Raw genomic sequence first — 15,460 nt, forward strand, 5'->3', positions numbered from 1 at the left:
GTCGCCGTTGTGGATGACGGTGCACTGGGGAGGAACGGAGGGCGACCCGCGGCCGGCCGACGGGATCGGCCCGTCCGTCGCCCCAGGGGATCAGGGATCAGGGACCAGGGATCAGGGAAGCGCGATGTCGGGCTTCGCGAGCTCCTCGATGTTGACGTCCTTGAAGGTCACCACGCGCACGGAGCGGACGAAGCGGCTCGAGCGGTAGATGTCCCAGACCCAGACGTCGGCCAGGGTGAGCTCGTAGAAGACCTCGCCGCCGGCGGTGCGGACCTGCATGTCGACCTGGTTGCACAGGTAGAAGCGGCGCTCGGTCTCGACGACGTAGGTGAACAGCCCCACCACGTCGCGGTACTCCCGGATGAGCTGCAGCTCCATGTCGGACTCGTAGCTCTCGAGGTCCTGCGTGCTCACGGCTGCGCCTCCTTCGGGATCCGGGGACGGGGCTGCTCGCCCGCGTCCGACCACAGTACGCCAGGGACGCCCGGCGTCTCCTGGACGTTCGCGGCCCCGCTCACGGGGAGTCCCAGGTTCCAGGACCTGCGGTGCTGGGCGTGGGCTCCGCGGGTCCGCAGCGCCTCGCGGTGCGCCGCCGATCCGTACCCCTGGTTGCCCGCCCAGCCGTAGTGGGGCGCGAGGGCGTCGAGGTCGACCATGTGCGCGTCGCGCGCGACCTTCGCGAGCACACTCGCCGCGGCGACGCTCATGCAGTCGCGGTCGGCCTTCACGCGCAGGTGCACCGAGGGCAGGGGATGTCCGGCCTCCCACCCGTCGGCCGATCCGGGTCCCTGTGCGGCGAGGGCCGGGGTGATGACGTCGGCGTCGCCGTCCATGAGCACGATGTCCGCGGCGACGCCGAGCCCGGCGATCGCGCGGCCCGCGGCGAGGCTCAGCGCGGCGAGGATGCCGCGGGCGTCGATCTCCTCGGGGCTCGCCCACCCAAGGGCGTGGGCGTGGGCGACCTCCCGGAGGGGGCCGACGAGGGCCTCGCGGCGGCGGGCGGTGAGGGCCTTGGAGTCGCGGACGCCCTCGGGCAGGGCGTGCTCCGGGCCGTCGGCTCCGATGAGCACCGCGAAGGCCCCGACGACCACCGGGCCCGCGAGCGCGCCGCGGCCCACCTCGTCCACCCCCGCGATGACGACGGGGCGCGCGGGGTCGGCGGCTGCGTCGCCGTGCGGCGCGGGGTGCGCGGCATCGGCATGCGCGAGCGCGAGGGCGATCTCGGTGTCCCAGGTCGGGGCCGACGCGCGGCGCCGACCAGCAGTCGAGGACGCGGGCGCGGTCACGGGCGCCCTCAGGAGGGGTCGGGGACCGAGGCGAAGGCGTCGCGCCCGTCGCCCAGTCCGGTCCAGCGGCTCACGGGCCAGAAGATCGCGACCGCGCGGCCGGTGACGTCGTCCTCGTCGACGTAGGGCTCCTCGCCCTGCGAGTAGTGGTACGAGGAGTCCGCGGAGTCGAAGCGGTTGTCGCCCATGACCCAGAGCTTGTCCGCCGGGACCGTCACGTCGAAGGAGGTCTGACAGGCGGGGGTCTCGGGGTTGATGTACGGCTCGTCGAGGGTCTTGCCGTTCACAGAGAGATCTCCGCCCTCGACGCACTGCACGTGATCACCCGGAAGGCCGATCAGGCGCTTGACCAGGTGGTTCTGCGAGGGATCGGGGGCCAGGCCCACCCAGCTGAGCACCGTGAGCAGGCGGTAGCGGGAGGACTGGTCCGTCCCCGTCTCGCTCTGCATCCAGTTCTGGGTGTCCTCGAAGACGACGACGTCGCCGCGATGGAGGTCGAAGACCCCGGGGCTCAGCTTCGAGACCAGAATCTTGTCGTTCTGGACGAGCGTCGGGTTCATCGAGTCCGAGGGGATGAAGAACGGCTGGATGAGGAAGGTCTTGACGAGCACGGCGATGATCAGCGCGACCAGCATGGTCACCGCGTAGTCGAGCCAGCTCCCGCGGTATCCGCGACGCCGTGCGGCGCGTGCGCCCCCGCTCCGGCCGGGCTGGGGCCGCTGCCCCGGGCCGTCGGCGCTCGCGCCCTCCGACGACTGGTCGCGGACGGTCGCGTCCTCGGGATCGTGGTCCCCGGGGGTCGGCGCCTTCTCGTTCATCGCGCTGATCCTATCGGTCGAGTCGGCCCGCTCTTCCCAGGGGCCAGACAATGCGACTGGCCTCACCGATCACGCGATCGGTCGGGATCATGCCCCCGCCGGGCGATCCGAGCAGGAAGCGGGAATCCGTGGAGTCCGCACGGTTGTCGCCGAGGACGAACATGCGTCCCTCGGGGACCTCGAGGTCGAAGCGGACCGTGGTGGTGTCGGTGCCGGGCGCGAGGTAGGGCTCCTCGAGCCTCTCGCCGTTCAGCACGAGGTGCCCGCCGTCGTCGCAGCAGCGGATGCTGTCGCCGCCCACGGCCACCACGCGCTTGACCCAGTAGCGCGAGATCGCGCCGTCCTTCGGGAAGTAGCCCGAGCCGTCGAAGACGACCAGCTCGCCGCGATGCACCGCCGTGCCGCCGGTGCGGTCGGCGAGGATCACGTCGCCCGAGCGGAGCGTCGGCTCCATCGATCCGCTGGGCACCCGGAACGGCGCGGCGACGAACTGGCGCACACCGAACGCGACGACCAGCAGCAGGACGACGCACGCGGCGGCGGCCACCAGGAGTGGCCGCCGCCGCGTGGACGAGGTGCTGGGCACGCTCAGGAGTGCTCGCGCTTCTCCTTGATGCGGGCCTTCTTGCCCGTGAGGTTGCGCAGGTAGTACAGCTTCGCGCGGCGGACGTCACCGCGGGTGACGACCTCGATCTTGTCGATCGTGGGGGCGTGGACGGGGAACACGCGCTCCACGCCGACGCCGAAGGACACCTTGCGCACGCGGAAGGTCTCGCGGATGCCGTCGCCCTGACGGGCGATGACGTAGCCCTGGAAGACCTGCACGCGGGAGCGGTTGCCCTCGACGACCTTCACGTGGACCTTGATGTTGTCGCCGGCGCGGAAATCGGGGACGTCGTCCCGCAGCTGCGCCTGATCGATCGCATCGAGCTTCTGCATCGTTCTCTCCTGCCGTTCGCCCCAGGTCGGACGGGGTTCTCGAAAGGGGGCTGAGCCCCTGCATGGTGAACCGTGGGTTCCGGTGCGGCGCCGCTCGCGAGGAGTCGCGCCGCTCCGTGGTGCTGGGCCTCTGGCCGCGTTTCCGACGCGACGGATCTGCCCGGCCGCTTGCCGCATCGCTCCCCTGGGGCAGAGCGGTGCGCGGCATGCACACAGCGGGTCATTCTGCCAGCAGCGCGAGCGCCCCGGCAATCCGGTCCGGCGCAGATCACGCCGGGCCGGCGGGACGGGCGGCGGGAGGAGGTCAGCCGCGGGCGTCCCAGAGGTCGGGGCGACGCTCCCGCGTGCGCTCGGCGGAGCGCTCGGCGCGCCAGGCCGCGATCCGCCCGTGATCCCCGGAGAGCAGGATCTCGGGGGCCTCGCGCACGGCGCCGGACGGGTCCGTCCAGCGCGCCGGCCGCGTGTACAGGGGGTATTCGAGCATCCCGTCGGAATGGGACTCCTCGACCAGCGACGCCGCATTCCCGACGACCCCGGGGATCAGGCGCACGATCGCCTCGGTGAGGGCGAGCACGGCGACCTCTCCCCCGTTCAGCACGTAGTCGCCGAGGGAGGCCAGGGCGACCTCGTGGCCCTCGTCGGCCAGGTGCTCGTAGACCCGCTCGTCGATGCCCTCGTAGCGCCCGCACGCGAAGACGATCCACTCGCGCGCGGACCACTCCTGGGCGAGGTCCTGCCGGAACACCCGCCCCGCGGGATTCGGGAAGACGATGAGCGGACGGGCGTCGGCCCCGAGCTCGGCGCGGCCCGCGGCGAGCACGGCGGCGAAGGCCTCGGCCCAGGGCTCGGGCTTCATGACCATGCCGGCGCCCCCGCCGAGCGGCGAGTCGTCGACGGTGCGATGGCGGTCGTGGGTCCAGGTCCGCAGGTCGTGACGGTGCACGGAGATCAGGCCGTCGCGCGCCGCCTTCCCGATGAGGGAGAGGTCGAGGGCCTGGAGGTACTCGGGGAAGATGGTGATCGCGTCGATGCGCACGGCTCAGGCCCCGGTTCCCGGGGCGTCCTCGTCCGTCGCCTCGAAGAGACCTCCGGGCGGGTCGGCGAGCACCGTGCCGGCCTCGACGTCGACCTCGGGCACGAGCTCCTCGACGAAGGGCAGCATGACGCGACGGCCGTCGGCGGCGCGCACGATGAGCAGGTCCTGGGCCGGGTAGTGCTCGAGATCGATGACGGTGCCCAGCTCGCGTCCGTCGACGTGGCGCACGGCGAGGCCCTTGAGCTCGGAGGGGTACCAGGCCTCCGGGTCCTCCTCGGCCTCGACCTCGGTGTCCACGGCGAGGGTCAGCTCGACCCCTCGCAGGGACTCGGCGTCGGTGCGGCTCGAGACCTCGGAGAAGCGCGCGTACCAGCGTCCCTGCTGGATGCGGGTCGCGACGACCGTGAGGTCCCGCTCGCCGGTCTCCGTCGCGGCGGTGAAGACGGTGCCGGCGCCGAGGCGCTCCTCGGGCTGGTCGGTGCGCAGGATCAGCGCGACCTCGCCCTTGAGCCCGTGGGCCTTGCCGATGGTCGCGACGGTGACGTCCAGTGCGTTCATGGGATCGCTTTCTGCCGGAGGGGATGGGGCCGACGGGCCCTGACGCGACGGAGGCGGCACCGGTGACCGGTGCCGCCTCCGTGTGCGGTGCGAGATGCGCTCTGCTCAGCGCCGGTCGACATCGACGATGTCCACCCGCACGTCGTCCTCGGAGATCGCTCCGGTGACGGTGCGCAGGGCGCGGGCGGTGCGGCCCGAGCGGCCGATCACGCGCCCCAGGTCCTCGGGGCTGACGCGCACCTCGAGGAGCGGGCCGCGCCGGGTGTCCTTCTCGGTGACGCGGACGTCGTCGGGGTTGTCGACGATGCCGCGGACCAGGTGGTCGAGAGCCTCAGCGCGTGCGCTCATCTCAGGCCTCGTCGGACTTCGCGTCGTCGGCGGCGGCGTCGGCCTCGGCGGTGGTCTCGCCCTCGGCGGGGGCCTCCTCGGAGCCGGGCTCGACGTCCTGGCCCTCGGGCTGCTCGGCCGCGTCCGCGTCCTTGGCCTTCTTCGCGTCCTCGCGGGACGCGGCGGCGGCCTTGTCGGCCTCGGCGATGAGGTCCTCGGCGGACTGCTTGTACTCGGCGCCCTTGAGGGAGCCGGCGGCGTCGCCCTCACCGGTGAACTTCTGCCAGTCGCCGGTGACCTTGAGGATCGCGGCGACCTGCTCGGTGGGCTGCGCGCCCACGCCGAGCCAGTACTGCGCGCGCTCGGACTGGACCTCGATGAACGAGGGCTGCTCGGTGGGGTGGTACTTGCCGATCTCCTCGATCACGGCGCCGTCGCGCTTCTTGCGCGAGTCGGCCACGACGATGCGGTAGAACGGTGCACGGATCTTGCCCATGCGCTTGAGACGGATCTTGACGGCCACGAGTGTGGACTCTCCTTCGGCGATGTTCGGGTGAGCCGCGCCGCAGCCTGTGGGGTCATGCGGGCGCTGACGCGTCTCGGGGTGTCGCGCGAAGACGGGTAGAGGGCCGGTCGGCGCGCATACAGGGGTCGATTATGCCAGGCCCGACGGGCGGTCGCCAGGCGAGGGCGTGTGCCCCGAGGCACACGGCCCGAGGCACACGGCCCCTCCCCCGCCTCAGGCGCCGGCGATCGCGCCCACGAGCTGATTGCCGCCGAGCGCGATGAACACGACCGCGACGATCCCGAGGATCGCGTTGAGCACCCAGCCGTTGCGCCAGCGCTCGGGCATGTGCCGGGAGTTCATGAGCACCAGCAGCGTGATCGCGAGGAAGGGCATGAACAGCGAACCCAGCACGCCGTAGGCGACGATCACCTGCACGGGCTTGCCGAGCAGCAGCAGGAGCATCGGCGGGAACGTCAGCCAGAGGATGAAGAAGCGGTAGTAGGTGCCGCCGATGCGCCGCTTCGGGTGGTCCTCGGGGAGCTTGCGGGCGCTGCCCCAGAAGTCGGCGAACATGATGGAGACGCCGTTCCACACGCCCAGCACGGAGGAGAACGACGATGCCCAGAAGCCGATGAGGAAGACCCAGCTCATGGCGGTGCCGTAGCGGGAGGCGAGGACGTCCGCGAGGTCCAGCAGACCGCGGTCCTCCTCGCCGATCGCGATGCCGCTGGAGTACAGCAGCTCGGCGCCGACGATGAGCATCGCGACCACGAAGATGCCGGAGATGACGTAGGCCATCGCGTTGTCGATCCGCATCACGCGCATCCAGCGCGGCGTGGACCAGCCCTTCTCGGTGAGCCAGTAGCCGTAGGCGGCGAGCGTGATGGTGCCGCCCACGCCGCCCGCGATGCTCAGGGTGTACCAGAGTCCGCCCTCGGGGATCCGCGGGATCAGCCCGCCCAGGATGTCCGGGATGTTCGGCAGGGTGATGACGGCCGCGCCGACGACGGTCACGAACATGATGCCGACCAGCACCGCGACGACCTTCTCGAGGGCGTGGTAGCGGCCGAACCACACGAGCCCCGCGCCGACCAGGCCCGAGAAGACCGCGTAGACGGCCAGCGGCATGTGGGCGAACAGGCCGATGTCGCCGATCACGGGCAGCTGCGGGACGAGCGCGGCGATCGGCAGCGCGGAGGCGCTCATGGCGGTCGCGCCGTACACGAAGCCCCAGATCATGATGTAGGGCCCGAAGTACCAGGAGGTCCAGCGGCCCACGCGCCGCCAGCCCTCGAAGATCGAGTGCCCGGTGGCGAGCGTCCAGCGGCCCGCGCCCTCGACGAGGAAGATCTTGATGATGACGCCGGCGACCGCGGCCCACAGCAGGGCGTAGCCGTAGCGGGACCCGGCGACGAGGGTCGCCACGAGGTCGCCCGCGCCGATGCCGGTCGCGGCCACGACGAGGCCGGGGCCGATGATCCGCCAGCGGGCGGGGCCGGAGGCCTCCTCGACCGCGTCGACGGCGGTGGGCGCCTCCGACGGCGCGGGGGCGTCGGTGCGGTCTCTGGGGTGTGGGGAGGGGTGCGCTGCGTCCTCGGAGTGCATGCGCCGACGCTACAGGGCCGAGGCCGCCGTCCGCGCACCGCGGCGCGCCGTCCGCTCAGCGCCCGTCAGATCTCCGCGGGCCCGCCCTGCTCGGAGCGCGCGGCGAGATCGACGACCTTCATCATCCCGGCGTGCAGCGCCTGCACCTCGTCCTCGCCCATCCCCAGGCGCTCGCGCATGATGCCGGGGACGGCCTGCGCGCGCTCGCGCAGGGCGCGGCCGCTGTCGGTGAGCACGATCGCGAGCGAGCGCTCGTCCTCCGAGGCCCGGGTCCGCTCGAGGTAGCCGGTGGACTCGAGCCTCTTCACCAGGGGCGACAGGGTCCCGGGGTCCAGCGCCAGCCGGGAGCTCAGCTCCTTCAGGGAGAGCGGGGACTCCTGCCACAGGGCGAGCATGACCAGGTACTGCGGATGCGTCAGATGCAGGGGTTCGAGCACGGGCCGGTAGGCCGCGACGATCCCGCGGGACGCGCGCGTGATGGCGAAGCACACCTGGCTCTCGAGCGCGAGGGGGTCGACCTCCTGCCGCGCGGCATCGCTCGTCGCGCCCGCGTCTGCTCGAGTCCCGCTCACGTCGAGGATTCCTCCCGTTGGTCCGTCCGCCTGCTCTCGCTGTCCGTCCGCGTGCTCTCGCGCCACTGCCGATGCAGGTCGCGTCGGCGCAGGTACTCGCGCTTGCGCCGGACGCGGGGGTCGATGGCCGAGTCGAGCGTGGCCGGCCCCATGATGTGCAGCAGGATATAGCTCGTCCGGAACCCGGTGCGATACAGCCAGGAGAAGGAGTCGGTGCCACGTGGCCTGTCCATGTGCCCTCCGTCGACGTCGGTGCATTGTGCACCAATGTTTGGTGCACAAATCTATTGTGCGGCGCGGAGCCCCATTCGGCCACCCCTGGGCAGCGGAGGGCGATGGGCATCACGGCGGCCGCCGCCCGTCGGACGGCGGCACGGCGCTCAGATCCCGCGCAGCCGCTCGACGATGCCGCGCAGGAAGTCGTCGACGTCGGCGCTGCGGTACCCCTCGCGCAGGCGGCGGACGGCGGTGGGCCGTCCGCCGAGGAGCACCTGCAGGGCGGCGTCCGCGCGAGAGTGCTCGTCGCCCTCGGCCGTGAGCGCCGCGAAGGCCTGGTCCAGGAGCTGGTCGATGCCGTCCATGTCGTAGCGGTCCCCGCGGCGCGCCGGGGCGAAGCGCGATCCCTGCAGCTCGGCCGCGATCGCCCCCGTCGCGGTGTCCTCGGCGGTGCGGCTCGCCCCCTGCGCCCGCCCCAGCACGGCGGCGACGGCGGGAGCCGCCCGGGAGTCCAGGAAGTCGTCGACCGAGTCCATCGCGTAGCGGACGCCGGACATGCGCGGGGTGAAGCGCACGTCGGAGATCCCGCCGAGCAGCTCGAGGTCGCGCCGGCGCCCGGAGGTCCCGACCTCCCGGGCGAGACGGTCGAGGTACTGGTCGACCTCCTCGCAGTCGTAGCCGGATCCGAAGCCCTTGACCGTCGCGAACCGTGCGCCGGTGAGCAGCGCGACGACGTCGGCGTCGGAGGGGGCGGCGGGGTCGGGAGCGGTGGGGTCGGAGGCGGAGCCGGAGGGGTCGACGGTCATGGTGGTCCTCCCGGAGCGGAGTGGTGTCGAATGAAGGGGATGCAGGGAACGGCCGCCGTCAGCGGATGACCGCGCCGCCGAGCACGATGTGCGCGGGATCCCGCAGCGCGCGGTGGTCGCGGCGGGGATCCTCGCACGCGACGAGGAGATCGGCGGGGGCCCCGTCCTCGAGGCCGGGGGCGCCGAGGAACGCGCGCGGCCCCCAGGAGGCGGCCTGGAGGATCGCGAGCGGATCGAGCCCGCAGGCGGCGAGCTCGTCGAGCTCGTCGTGGATGATGCCGTGGCCCAGCACTCCCCCGGCGTCCGTGCCGGTGAGCAGCTGGACGCCGGCGTCGTGGGCGTCGCGCGTGCGCTCGAACCGCCGTGCGCGCAGGCGCCGCATGTGCGCCGCGTAGTCGGGGAACTTCCGCTCCCCCTGGCTCGCGTAGGTCTCGAACTCGTCGACGTTCACGAGCGTGGTCACCACGGGCACGCCCGCCTCGGCGGCGCGGGCGATGGTGTCGTCCGTGAGCCCTGTCGCGTGCTCGAGGCAGTCGAATCCCGCGTCGAGGACCAGCGGCAGGGTCTCCTCGTCGAAGGTGTGCGTCGTGATGCGGGCGCCGTGGGCGTGCGCGGCCTCGGCCGCGGCGCGGAAGTCGTCGGCCGACCAGGTCGGGGTGAGGTCCCCGACCTGCCGGTCGATCCAGTCGCCGACGAGCTTCACCCAGCCGTCGCCGCACTCGGCCTCGGCGGCGACGGTGGCGGGCAGGTCCTCCGGGTCGACCTCGTGGGCGTAGCCGATGAGGTAGCGACGGGTGCGGGCGACGTGCCGCCCCGCGCGGACGATGCGGGGCAGATCGGCCTCGCGCTGCAGGGGCGCGGTGTCGGTGATGGAGCCGGCGTCGCGGATGAGGAGCACGCCGGTGTCGCGGTCGATGCGCGCCTGGGCGCGGGCGCCCTCGAGTCCCGTCGCTGTGCCCTCGTCGCTGATGCCCACGTGGCAGTGGAGGTCCGCGAGGCCGGGCAGCACGAAGCCGTCCATCCGCTCGATCCCGGTCCCGGCGGGGAGGTCCGGCTTCTCGTGGTGGATGCGCCCGCCTGCCACCCAGGCCTCGGCGAGCTCCTCCTCGGGCCCGAGGAGGATCGGCCCGGTCAGGTGCAGGACGGGCGAGACCGTCGCCTCGGCGCGGTCGTAGGCGGGGCCGTCGGCGGCGGGGCGTCGGCCCTCGGCGAAGGACTCGCGGGCGGCGCGGACGGAGGGGGCATCGGTGCGCATGCCCCGAGGCTATCGAGCAGCGGGCCGCCGCGAGGGCGGGGGCTGTCGTTCGAGACCCCGGAGTGCTTCACTGGATGTGCCGTGCGTCACTCATCATCGTCGAAGGAGCACCCATGGGCACGCACCCGACCTCCCGCTTCCTGCTGGGGACGGCGGAGTCCCCCGAGCTGGTGCTGCTCCGCCGCGTCTCCGCCGCCCCCGCGGCTGTGCGCGAGGCCCTCGCCGACCCCGAGCGGCGCGGACGCTGGCTGGGCGCCCTCGACGGGGATCCGGCCGCGGCCGGGGACGCCTTCGAGCTCAGACTGGGCGACGAGGCCTCCGACGCAGCCGTCGGTCGGCTCCTGCTGCTGGACCCTGAGCACCTGGCGACCACGTGGTCCTGGCAGGGCGAGCGCGAGAGCGTCCTGCACGCGCGCGTGCGCCCCGGGCCGGACGGTGCGGGCAGCGAGATCGGAGTGCGCCACTCCCTCGCCGAGCCCGATCACGTCGAGGGCTACGGCGGCGGCTGGGAGCAGGTGCTCCAGGCCCTCGCCCGGGAGCTCGGCTGCGAGGCGGCCGACGCGGAGGACGATGCGGCGATCGAGACCGCCGCCGCCGAGCGCTGGCACCTGATGACGCAGCGCCCCGTCGAGATCGAGCGCGTGCTGCCGGCCTCCCCCGAGCGGGTCTGGGAGGCGCTGACCACGCGCGAGGGGCTCGCATCCTGGTGGTGGCGCCACTGGGACGACGTCGAGGTCGAGCTCGACCGCGAGCGCGGCGCGGCCCGGATCACCGCCCCGAGGATCGCCACGACCCTCGACCTCGAACGCCTCGTGGTCGAGCGCCCCGCCCGCCTCGCGGCGACCTGGGTGTGGTCCGAGGCGAGCGGCACCGCGACCGACGAGGCGATCGACCTGCGCCTGGAGGAGGGGACGTCACCGTGGACCACCCGTCTGCGCGTGCGCCACGCGGGCCCCTGGGCCGAGGACTCCCTGCCGGAGAACTACCGGCAGGGCTGGGAGTCCACCCTGGGCCAGCTCGCCGAGGTGCTCGGCGGCTGAGGACCCGCGAGGTTCGCGCCGCGGCTCAGCGGCCGCGGCCGAAGAGCTTCTGCATCTCCGCGGGCAGCTGCGAGGGATCGATGTCCGAGAGGTCCGAGGACCCGCCGCCTGCGCCGGGGCCGAAGGCCGAGCCGGAGTCCGCGGGCTCCTCGGCGGCGCGGCGCGCGGCCTCGGCCTCCTCGCGGGCCGCCTTCGCCGGGTTCTTCGACTTCGACTTCTTGCCCTTCTTCGCCGGCGCCTGCATGCGGCCGCGGGACTTCTTGCCGCCGCCCATGCCGGGCATCCCGGGCATGCCCGGCATGCCTCCTCCGCCGCCGCGGCCCATCGAGCGCATGGCCTGCTGGGCGTTCTTGAAGTTCTCCAGCAGCTGGTTGACCTGCTGCACGGTCGAGCCGGAGCCCTTGGCGATGCGGGAGCGGCGCGAGCCGTTGATGAGCTTGGGGTCGGCGCGCTCGGCGGGGGTCATCGAGTGGATGATCGCCTCGATGCGGCCCAGCTGGCTGTCGTCGAAGCTGTCGAGCTGGTCGCGGAACTGCCCCATGTTCGGCATCATGCCGAGCATCTTCTTGAGGCTGCCCATCTTCTTGACCTGCTGCATGAGGCCCAGGAAGTCGTCGAGGGTGAGGTCCTGGCCGCTCTGGAGCTTCTTCGCGGTCTTCTCGGCCTCGGCCTGGTCGAAGGTGCGCTCGGCCTGCTCGATGAGGGTGAGCACGTCGCCCATGTCGAGGATCCGCCCGGCCATGCGGTCGGGGTGGAAGCGCTCGAAGTCGCCCAGCTGCTCGCCCGTGGAGGCGAAGAGGATGGGTCGCTGGGTGACGCCCGTGATCGACAGGGCGGCGCCGCCGCGGGCGTCGCCGTCGAGCTTGGACAGGACGACGCCGGTGAAGCCGACGCCGTCGCGGAAGGCCTCCGCGACGCGCGCGGCGTCCTGGCCGATCATCGCGTCGACCACGAAGAGGGTGTCGTCGGGGTGCACGGCGTCGCGGATGTCGCGCGCCTGCTGCATCATCTCCTCGTCGACGCCGAGCCGGCCGGCGGTGTCGACGATGACGACGTCGTGCTGCTGGAACTGCGCGGTGGAGACGCCGTTGAGGGCGACCTGCACCGGGTCGCCCACGCCGTTGCCCGGCTCGGGGGCGAACACCGGCACGCCCGCGCGCTCGCCGACGATCTGCAGCTGGTTGACGGCGTTGGGCCGCTGGAGGTCGGCCGCGACCAGCATCGGCGTGTGCCCCTGGTCCTTCATCCACTTCGCGAGCTTGCCTGCGAGGGTGGTCTTGCCGGCGCCCTGGAGGCCCGCGAGCATGATGACCGTGGGCGGGTTCTTCGCCCAGGTGAGCTCACCGGTGGCGCCGCCGAGGACGTCCACCAGCTCGTCGTTGACGATCTTCACGACCTGCTGGGCGGGGTTGAGGGCCTTCGAGACCTCCTCGCCCAGGGCGCGCTCGCGCACGCGCCCGGTGAAGTCCCGGACGACGGGCACGGCGACGTCGGCGTCGAGCAGCGCGCGGCGGATCTCGCGGATCGTCTTGTCGACGTCCGCCTCGCTCAGACGGCCATGGCCTCGCAGCCCCTTGAGGGACGCGGTGATGCGGTCGGAGAGGTTGTTGAACACGAAAGCGGCTTCCCCTTGCTCGGACGGACCGCCCCAGTGTAGTCAGCCGTCCGGGGCGGACCCTGGCCGGGAGGCCCCGGCGCGGCCCACCTCACCCTCGGGTCGCCCTCGGACCCCTCGCGCGCAGCGCACGCGCGCCGGTCAGCCGGTCAGGTCGCGGCCGCGTCCATGAGCGCGGCGATGACCCGGCCCACCATCGGCGCCTCGAGCGGACGCCCGCGCGCATCGGTGAGGTAGAGGACGTCGACGGCGCGCTGGCCGAGGGTCATCACGTGGGCGCTGCGCACGTGGAGGCGGAGCAGGGTGATCATCTCGGCGACGTCCGCGAGCAGGCTCGGGCGGTTGCGGGCGTTGACCTGCACCACGGTCGCCTCGCTCGAGGCCCCGGGCAGCAGGGTCACCACAGGGGCGTCCTCGGCGGTGCGCGGCGGGGCGCCGGGGTCGACGTCCAGGACGCGCGCCGCGGGATCCTCCCGGCGCCGCAGCTCCCTCTCCAGGGCCGAGCGCAGCGCGGTCGGGTGCGGCTGGTCCGACGGCCTGCCCGTCACCCACCAGGTGTTCACGGCGACGCCGTCGAGGGTGAGCACGACGGCGCTGCGCACGTCCATCCGGTGGCGGGCGAGGACCCGCGCCTGGGCGGCGAAGACCCCGGGCCCGTCGTCGGCCCCCAGGCACACCTGGGTGATGGGCTCCTCGTCGGTCGGGGCCGGATAGAGGACCTGGGCGCTGCCCGTGCGCACGACGGCCTCGCGCACGGCCTCCTGGACGGCGCGCTGCGGCGCGAGCAGGTCGCGCGGCGCGCGGGGCGTGCCGGTGAGGGCGTCGCGGGCCTGCGCGGTGAGGTGGTCGACGAGCTGGGAGCGCCACGAGGACCACGCGGCGGGGCCGGCCGCGCGGGCGTCGGCCTCGGTGAGGGCGCGCAGCAGCTCGAGGGTCGTCAGGTCACGGCCGACGGCCTGGAGCAGGGCCTCGAGCGTGCTCGCGTCCGAGAGGTCGCGCCCGGTCGCGAGCTCGACAAGGGTGAGGTGCTCGCGCACGAGCAGCTCGACGAGGTCGGCGTCCCTCGCGTCGAAGCCGAGGCGCAGCGCGGCGGCACGGGCGAGCGGCGCCCCCTCGGCGGCGTGGTCCCGGCTGCCGGCGCGCTTGCCGAGGTCGTGCAGGAGGGCGGCGACCAGCAGGATGTCCGGCCGGTCGACGGTGCCCAGCATCGCCTGGGACTCGCGGACGGTCTCGATCTGGTGGCGGTCCACGGTGAAGCGGTGCACCGGCGAGCGCTGGGGGCGGTTGCGCACCCCGTCCCAGCCGGCGACCCAGCGGCCGAAGGCCCCGTGGACGTCGAGGGCCTCGTAGGCGGCGCCGATGTGCTCCCCGGCGAGCGCGTCCACGAGCACGTCGCGCTGCACGGAGCTCAGGGAGGCGCGCGCGGACCCGGCGGCGAGACGGGTGAGGGTCGCATCGGAGAGCGGCATGCCGGTGGTCGCGGCGAGCCGCACCGCGGCCAGGTCGCGCAGGGGGTCGGTGACGCGCGGGTCGATCGAGATCTCGTCGGCCTGGACGATGACGCCGTGCGGGTGGCGGGTGAGGGCCGGGCGGCGGTCGGCGCCCAGACCCCGGGTGCCGCGCCCGCCCGGGGCCGCGGCGGCGCGCGCCGCGCGCACGGTGCGGTGCAGCTGCCAGGCGACCGCGCGGGAGGCGTCGGCGAGGGCGGCGAGATGGTCGTCGGCGGTGTCGTGGCCGGTGAGGGCGGCGACGGCGTCCTGCTCCGCGCGGGCGAGCCGCGTGGTGCTGCGCCCGGTGACGGTCTGCAGGGCGTCGCGGGCGTCCAGCAGCACGCCGGATGCCTCCTCGAGCACACGGTGGTCGTGGTCGGCGAGCCAGGACTCGGCGAAGGCGCGGATCACGACGGCGTCGCGCAGGCCCCCGCGATCGGACTTGAGGTTGGGCTCGGTCGAGTGGGCGAGCTGGCCGTAGCGGCCCTCCCGGTCCTCGGCGATGCGGATCATGTCCTCGGTGAAGCGCCGGGCGTCGCGGCGCCACTGCGCCCTCACCCGCGCCGCGGACTCGTCGACGAGCGCGGCGTCGCCCACCACGGGGCGCAGGTCGAGCAGGGAGATCGCCGCGCGCAGGTCCTCGCGGGCCACCTCGGCGCACTCGGCGGGACTGCGCACGGCATGGTCGAGGGACGTCCCCGAGTCCCAGATCGGGTACCACAGCCCAGCGGCCAGGCGGGAGGCCTCCTCCTCGTCGACCTGCTCGCGGTCCACGAGCAGGATCAGATCCAGGTCGCTCATCGGCCCCAGGTCGAGACGGCCCAGGGAGCCGATCGCGGCGAGGGCGGCGCCGGACGCCGGCGGGCCGGCCGCCTCCCAGAGCTCGCCGAGCCACTCGTCCACCAGGACGGCGTGCTCGCGGCGCCGGGAGGGGCCGGCCTGCGGGTCCGCGAAGCCCGCGTGCAGGACGTGGGTGAGTCGCCTGCCGGGCAGCGGCTCAGATGGCATCCGCGCCCCGCTCCCCCGTGCGCACGCGCACCACGTCGACGACGTCGGTCACCCAGACCTTGCCGTCGCCGATGCGACCGCTGCGCGCGGTGCGCACGATGAGGTCCACGGCCTCGGCGACGCTCTCATCGGGCAGGACGATCTCGATGCGGGACTTCGGGATCTGGTCGATGCGGTACTCGGCGCCGCGGTAGACCTCGGTGTGGCCGCCCTGGCGACCGTAGCCCGCGACCTGGGTGACGGTCATCCCGGCGATCCCGTACTCGCGCAGGGCGTCGGCGACGTCGTTGAGCGCGTGCGGCTGGACGATGGCGGTGACGAGCTTCATCGGGGCTCTCCTGTGGTGGCGGGCTGGGCGGCGACGGGCGCGCTCTCGGCGGG

The 15,460-nt window shown here is 73.4% G+C and carries 18 protein-coding genes; 1 reads left to right on the plus strand and 17 read right to left on the minus strand.

Annotated features, from left to right (window positions below; genetic code table 11):
- Positions 1-111 precede the first annotated feature (111 nt).
- From MHY49_RS14465 to MHY49_RS14530, 14 genes are all read right to left on the minus strand, one after another.
- The gene (locus MHY49_RS14465) at positions 112-414 is read right to left on the minus strand and encodes a DUF2469 domain-containing protein (RefSeq protein ID WP_109275318.1); all 303 of its coding nucleotides are present in this window, start codon (positions 412-414) and stop codon (positions 112-114) included.
- On the minus strand, positions 411-1,286 hold the full coding sequence (locus tag MHY49_RS14470; RefSeq protein WP_239205218.1) for a ribonuclease HII: 876 nt from the start codon (positions 1,284-1,286) through the stop codon (positions 411-413). Before MHY49_RS14470 ends, MHY49_RS14465 begins: the two co-directional genes overlap by 4 nt.
- A gap of 8 nt (positions 1,287-1,294) precedes the next feature.
- Positions 1,295-2,104 (minus strand): signal peptidase I, encoded by an 810-nt coding sequence (gene lepB, locus MHY49_RS14475; RefSeq protein WP_239205220.1) that lies wholly within the window; start codon positions 2,102-2,104, stop codon positions 1,295-1,297.
- 10 nt (positions 2,105-2,114) lie between these two features.
- Complete coding sequence (lepB, locus tag MHY49_RS14480; RefSeq protein WP_239205222.1) at positions 2,115-2,690, minus strand: signal peptidase I; 576 nt, start codon at positions 2,688-2,690, stop codon at positions 2,115-2,117.
- Between the two features lie 2 nt (positions 2,691-2,692).
- Positions 2,693-3,043: a 50S ribosomal protein L19 gene (gene rplS, locus MHY49_RS14485; protein ID WP_200503602.1), complete on the minus strand. Its 351-nt coding sequence runs from the start codon at positions 3,041-3,043 to the stop codon at positions 2,693-2,695.
- Positions 3,044-3,347: 304 nt separating this feature from the next.
- On the minus strand, positions 3,348-4,079 hold the full coding sequence (gene trmD / locus MHY49_RS14490) for a tRNA (guanosine(37)-N1)-methyltransferase TrmD (RefSeq protein ID WP_239205224.1): 732 nt from the start codon (positions 4,077-4,079) through the stop codon (positions 3,348-3,350).
- Positions 4,080-4,082: 3 nt separating this feature from the next.
- A complete protein-coding gene (gene rimM, locus MHY49_RS14495) occupies positions 4,083-4,637 on the minus strand; it encodes a ribosome maturation factor RimM (RefSeq protein ID WP_239205226.1) in 555 nt (184 codons plus the stop codon).
- A 105-nt stretch (positions 4,638-4,742) separates the two neighbouring features.
- Positions 4,743-4,985, minus strand: coding sequence for an RNA-binding protein (locus tag MHY49_RS14500; RefSeq protein ID WP_200503605.1), 243 nt, complete (start codon positions 4,983-4,985; stop codon positions 4,743-4,745).
- A gap of 1 nt (position 4,986) precedes the next feature.
- Entirely contained in the window at positions 4,987-5,487 is a 501-nt protein-coding gene (gene rpsP / locus MHY49_RS14505) for a 30S ribosomal protein S16 (protein ID WP_239205228.1), read from the minus strand.
- Positions 5,488-5,703: 216 nt separating this feature from the next.
- Positions 5,704-7,077, minus strand: coding sequence for an Nramp family divalent metal transporter (locus tag MHY49_RS14510; RefSeq protein WP_239205230.1), 1,374 nt, complete (start codon positions 7,075-7,077; stop codon positions 5,704-5,706).
- Between the two features lie 65 nt (positions 7,078-7,142).
- Entirely contained in the window at positions 7,143-7,649 is a 507-nt protein-coding gene (locus MHY49_RS14515) for a MarR family transcriptional regulator (protein WP_239205232.1), read from the minus strand.
- Positions 7,646-7,882, minus strand: coding sequence for a hypothetical protein (locus MHY49_RS14520; RefSeq protein ID WP_239205234.1), 237 nt, complete (start codon positions 7,880-7,882; stop codon positions 7,646-7,648). The genes MHY49_RS14515 and MHY49_RS14520 overlap by 4 nt, the downstream gene beginning before the upstream one ends.
- 147 nt (positions 7,883-8,029) lie before the next feature.
- A complete protein-coding gene (locus MHY49_RS14525; RefSeq protein WP_239205236.1) occupies positions 8,030-8,671 on the minus strand; it encodes a DivIVA domain-containing protein in 642 nt (213 codons plus the stop codon).
- Positions 8,672-8,729: 58 nt separating this feature from the next.
- On the minus strand, positions 8,730-9,926 hold the full coding sequence (locus MHY49_RS14530; protein WP_239205238.1) for an amidohydrolase family protein: 1,197 nt from the start codon (positions 9,924-9,926) through the stop codon (positions 8,730-8,732).
- A 113-nt stretch (positions 9,927-10,039) separates the two neighbouring features.
- Between MHY49_RS14530 and MHY49_RS14535 the strand changes: the two genes are divergently transcribed.
- Positions 10,040-10,966 carry an SRPBCC domain-containing protein gene (locus MHY49_RS14535; RefSeq protein WP_239205240.1) on the plus strand — a complete coding sequence of 309 codons (927 nt, stop codon included), beginning with the start codon at positions 10,040-10,042 and terminating at the stop codon, positions 10,964-10,966.
- A gap of 25 nt (positions 10,967-10,991) precedes the next feature.
- Here the strand turns inward: MHY49_RS14535 and ffh are convergent, their stop codons facing one another.
- The 3 genes from ffh to MHY49_RS14550 form a co-directional block, all read right to left on the minus strand.
- A complete protein-coding gene (gene ffh / locus MHY49_RS14540) occupies positions 10,992-12,581 on the minus strand; it encodes a signal recognition particle protein (RefSeq protein ID WP_239205242.1) in 1,590 nt (529 codons plus the stop codon).
- 149 nt (positions 12,582-12,730) lie between these two features.
- Complete coding sequence (locus MHY49_RS14545; RefSeq protein ID WP_239205244.1) at positions 12,731-15,079, minus strand: HD domain-containing protein; 2,349 nt, start codon at positions 15,077-15,079, stop codon at positions 12,731-12,733.
- On the minus strand, positions 15,069-15,407 hold the full coding sequence (locus tag MHY49_RS14550; RefSeq protein WP_239205246.1) for a P-II family nitrogen regulator: 339 nt from the start codon (positions 15,405-15,407) through the stop codon (positions 15,069-15,071). The genes MHY49_RS14545 and MHY49_RS14550 overlap by 11 nt, the downstream gene beginning before the upstream one ends.
- Positions 15,408-15,460: the final 53 nt, after the last annotated feature.

Origin of the sequence: Brachybacterium sp. ACRRE, from assembly GCF_022346485.1 — a bacterium.
In the GTDB taxonomy this organism is placed as follows: domain Bacteria; phylum Actinomycetota; class Actinomycetes; order Actinomycetales; family Dermabacteraceae; genus Brachybacterium; species Brachybacterium halotolerans.

Coding starts and splice junctions, on each gene's coding strand:
- MHY49_RS14500 (WP_200503605.1), bottom strand. CDS start 4,985: ATGAGCGCACGCGCTGAGGCTCTCGACCACCTGGTCCGCGGCATCGTC.
- lepB (WP_239205220.1), bottom strand. CDS start 2,104: ATGAACGAGAAGGCGCCGACCCCCGGGGACCACGATCCCGAGGACGCG.
- MHY49_RS14510 (WP_239205230.1), bottom strand. CDS start 7,077: ATGCACTCCGAGGACGCAGCGCACCCCTCCCCACACCCCAGAGACCGC.
- MHY49_RS14520 (WP_239205234.1), bottom strand. CDS start 7,882: ATGGACAGGCCACGTGGCACCGACTCCTTCTCCTGGCTGTATCGCACC.
- MHY49_RS14545 (WP_239205244.1), bottom strand. CDS start 15,079: ATGCCATCTGAGCCGCTGCCCGGCAGGCGACTCACCCACGTCCTGCAC.
- MHY49_RS14550 (WP_239205246.1), bottom strand. CDS start 15,407: ATGAAGCTCGTCACCGCCATCGTCCAGCCGCACGCGCTCAACGACGTC.
- rplS (WP_200503602.1), bottom strand. CDS start 3,043: ATGCAGAAGCTCGATGCGATCGATCAGGCGCAGCTGCGGGACGACGTC.
- MHY49_RS14530 (WP_239205238.1), bottom strand. CDS start 9,926: ATGCGCACCGATGCCCCCTCCGTCCGCGCCGCCCGCGAGTCCTTCGCC.
- MHY49_RS14535 (WP_239205240.1), top strand. CDS start 10,040: ATGGGCACGCACCCGACCTCCCGCTTCCTGCTGGGGACGGCGGAGTCC.
- MHY49_RS14525 (WP_239205236.1), bottom strand. CDS start 8,671: ATGACCGTCGACCCCTCCGGCTCCGCCTCCGACCCCACCGCTCCCGAC.
- rimM (WP_239205226.1), bottom strand. CDS start 4,637: ATGAACGCACTGGACGTCACCGTCGCGACCATCGGCAAGGCCCACGGG.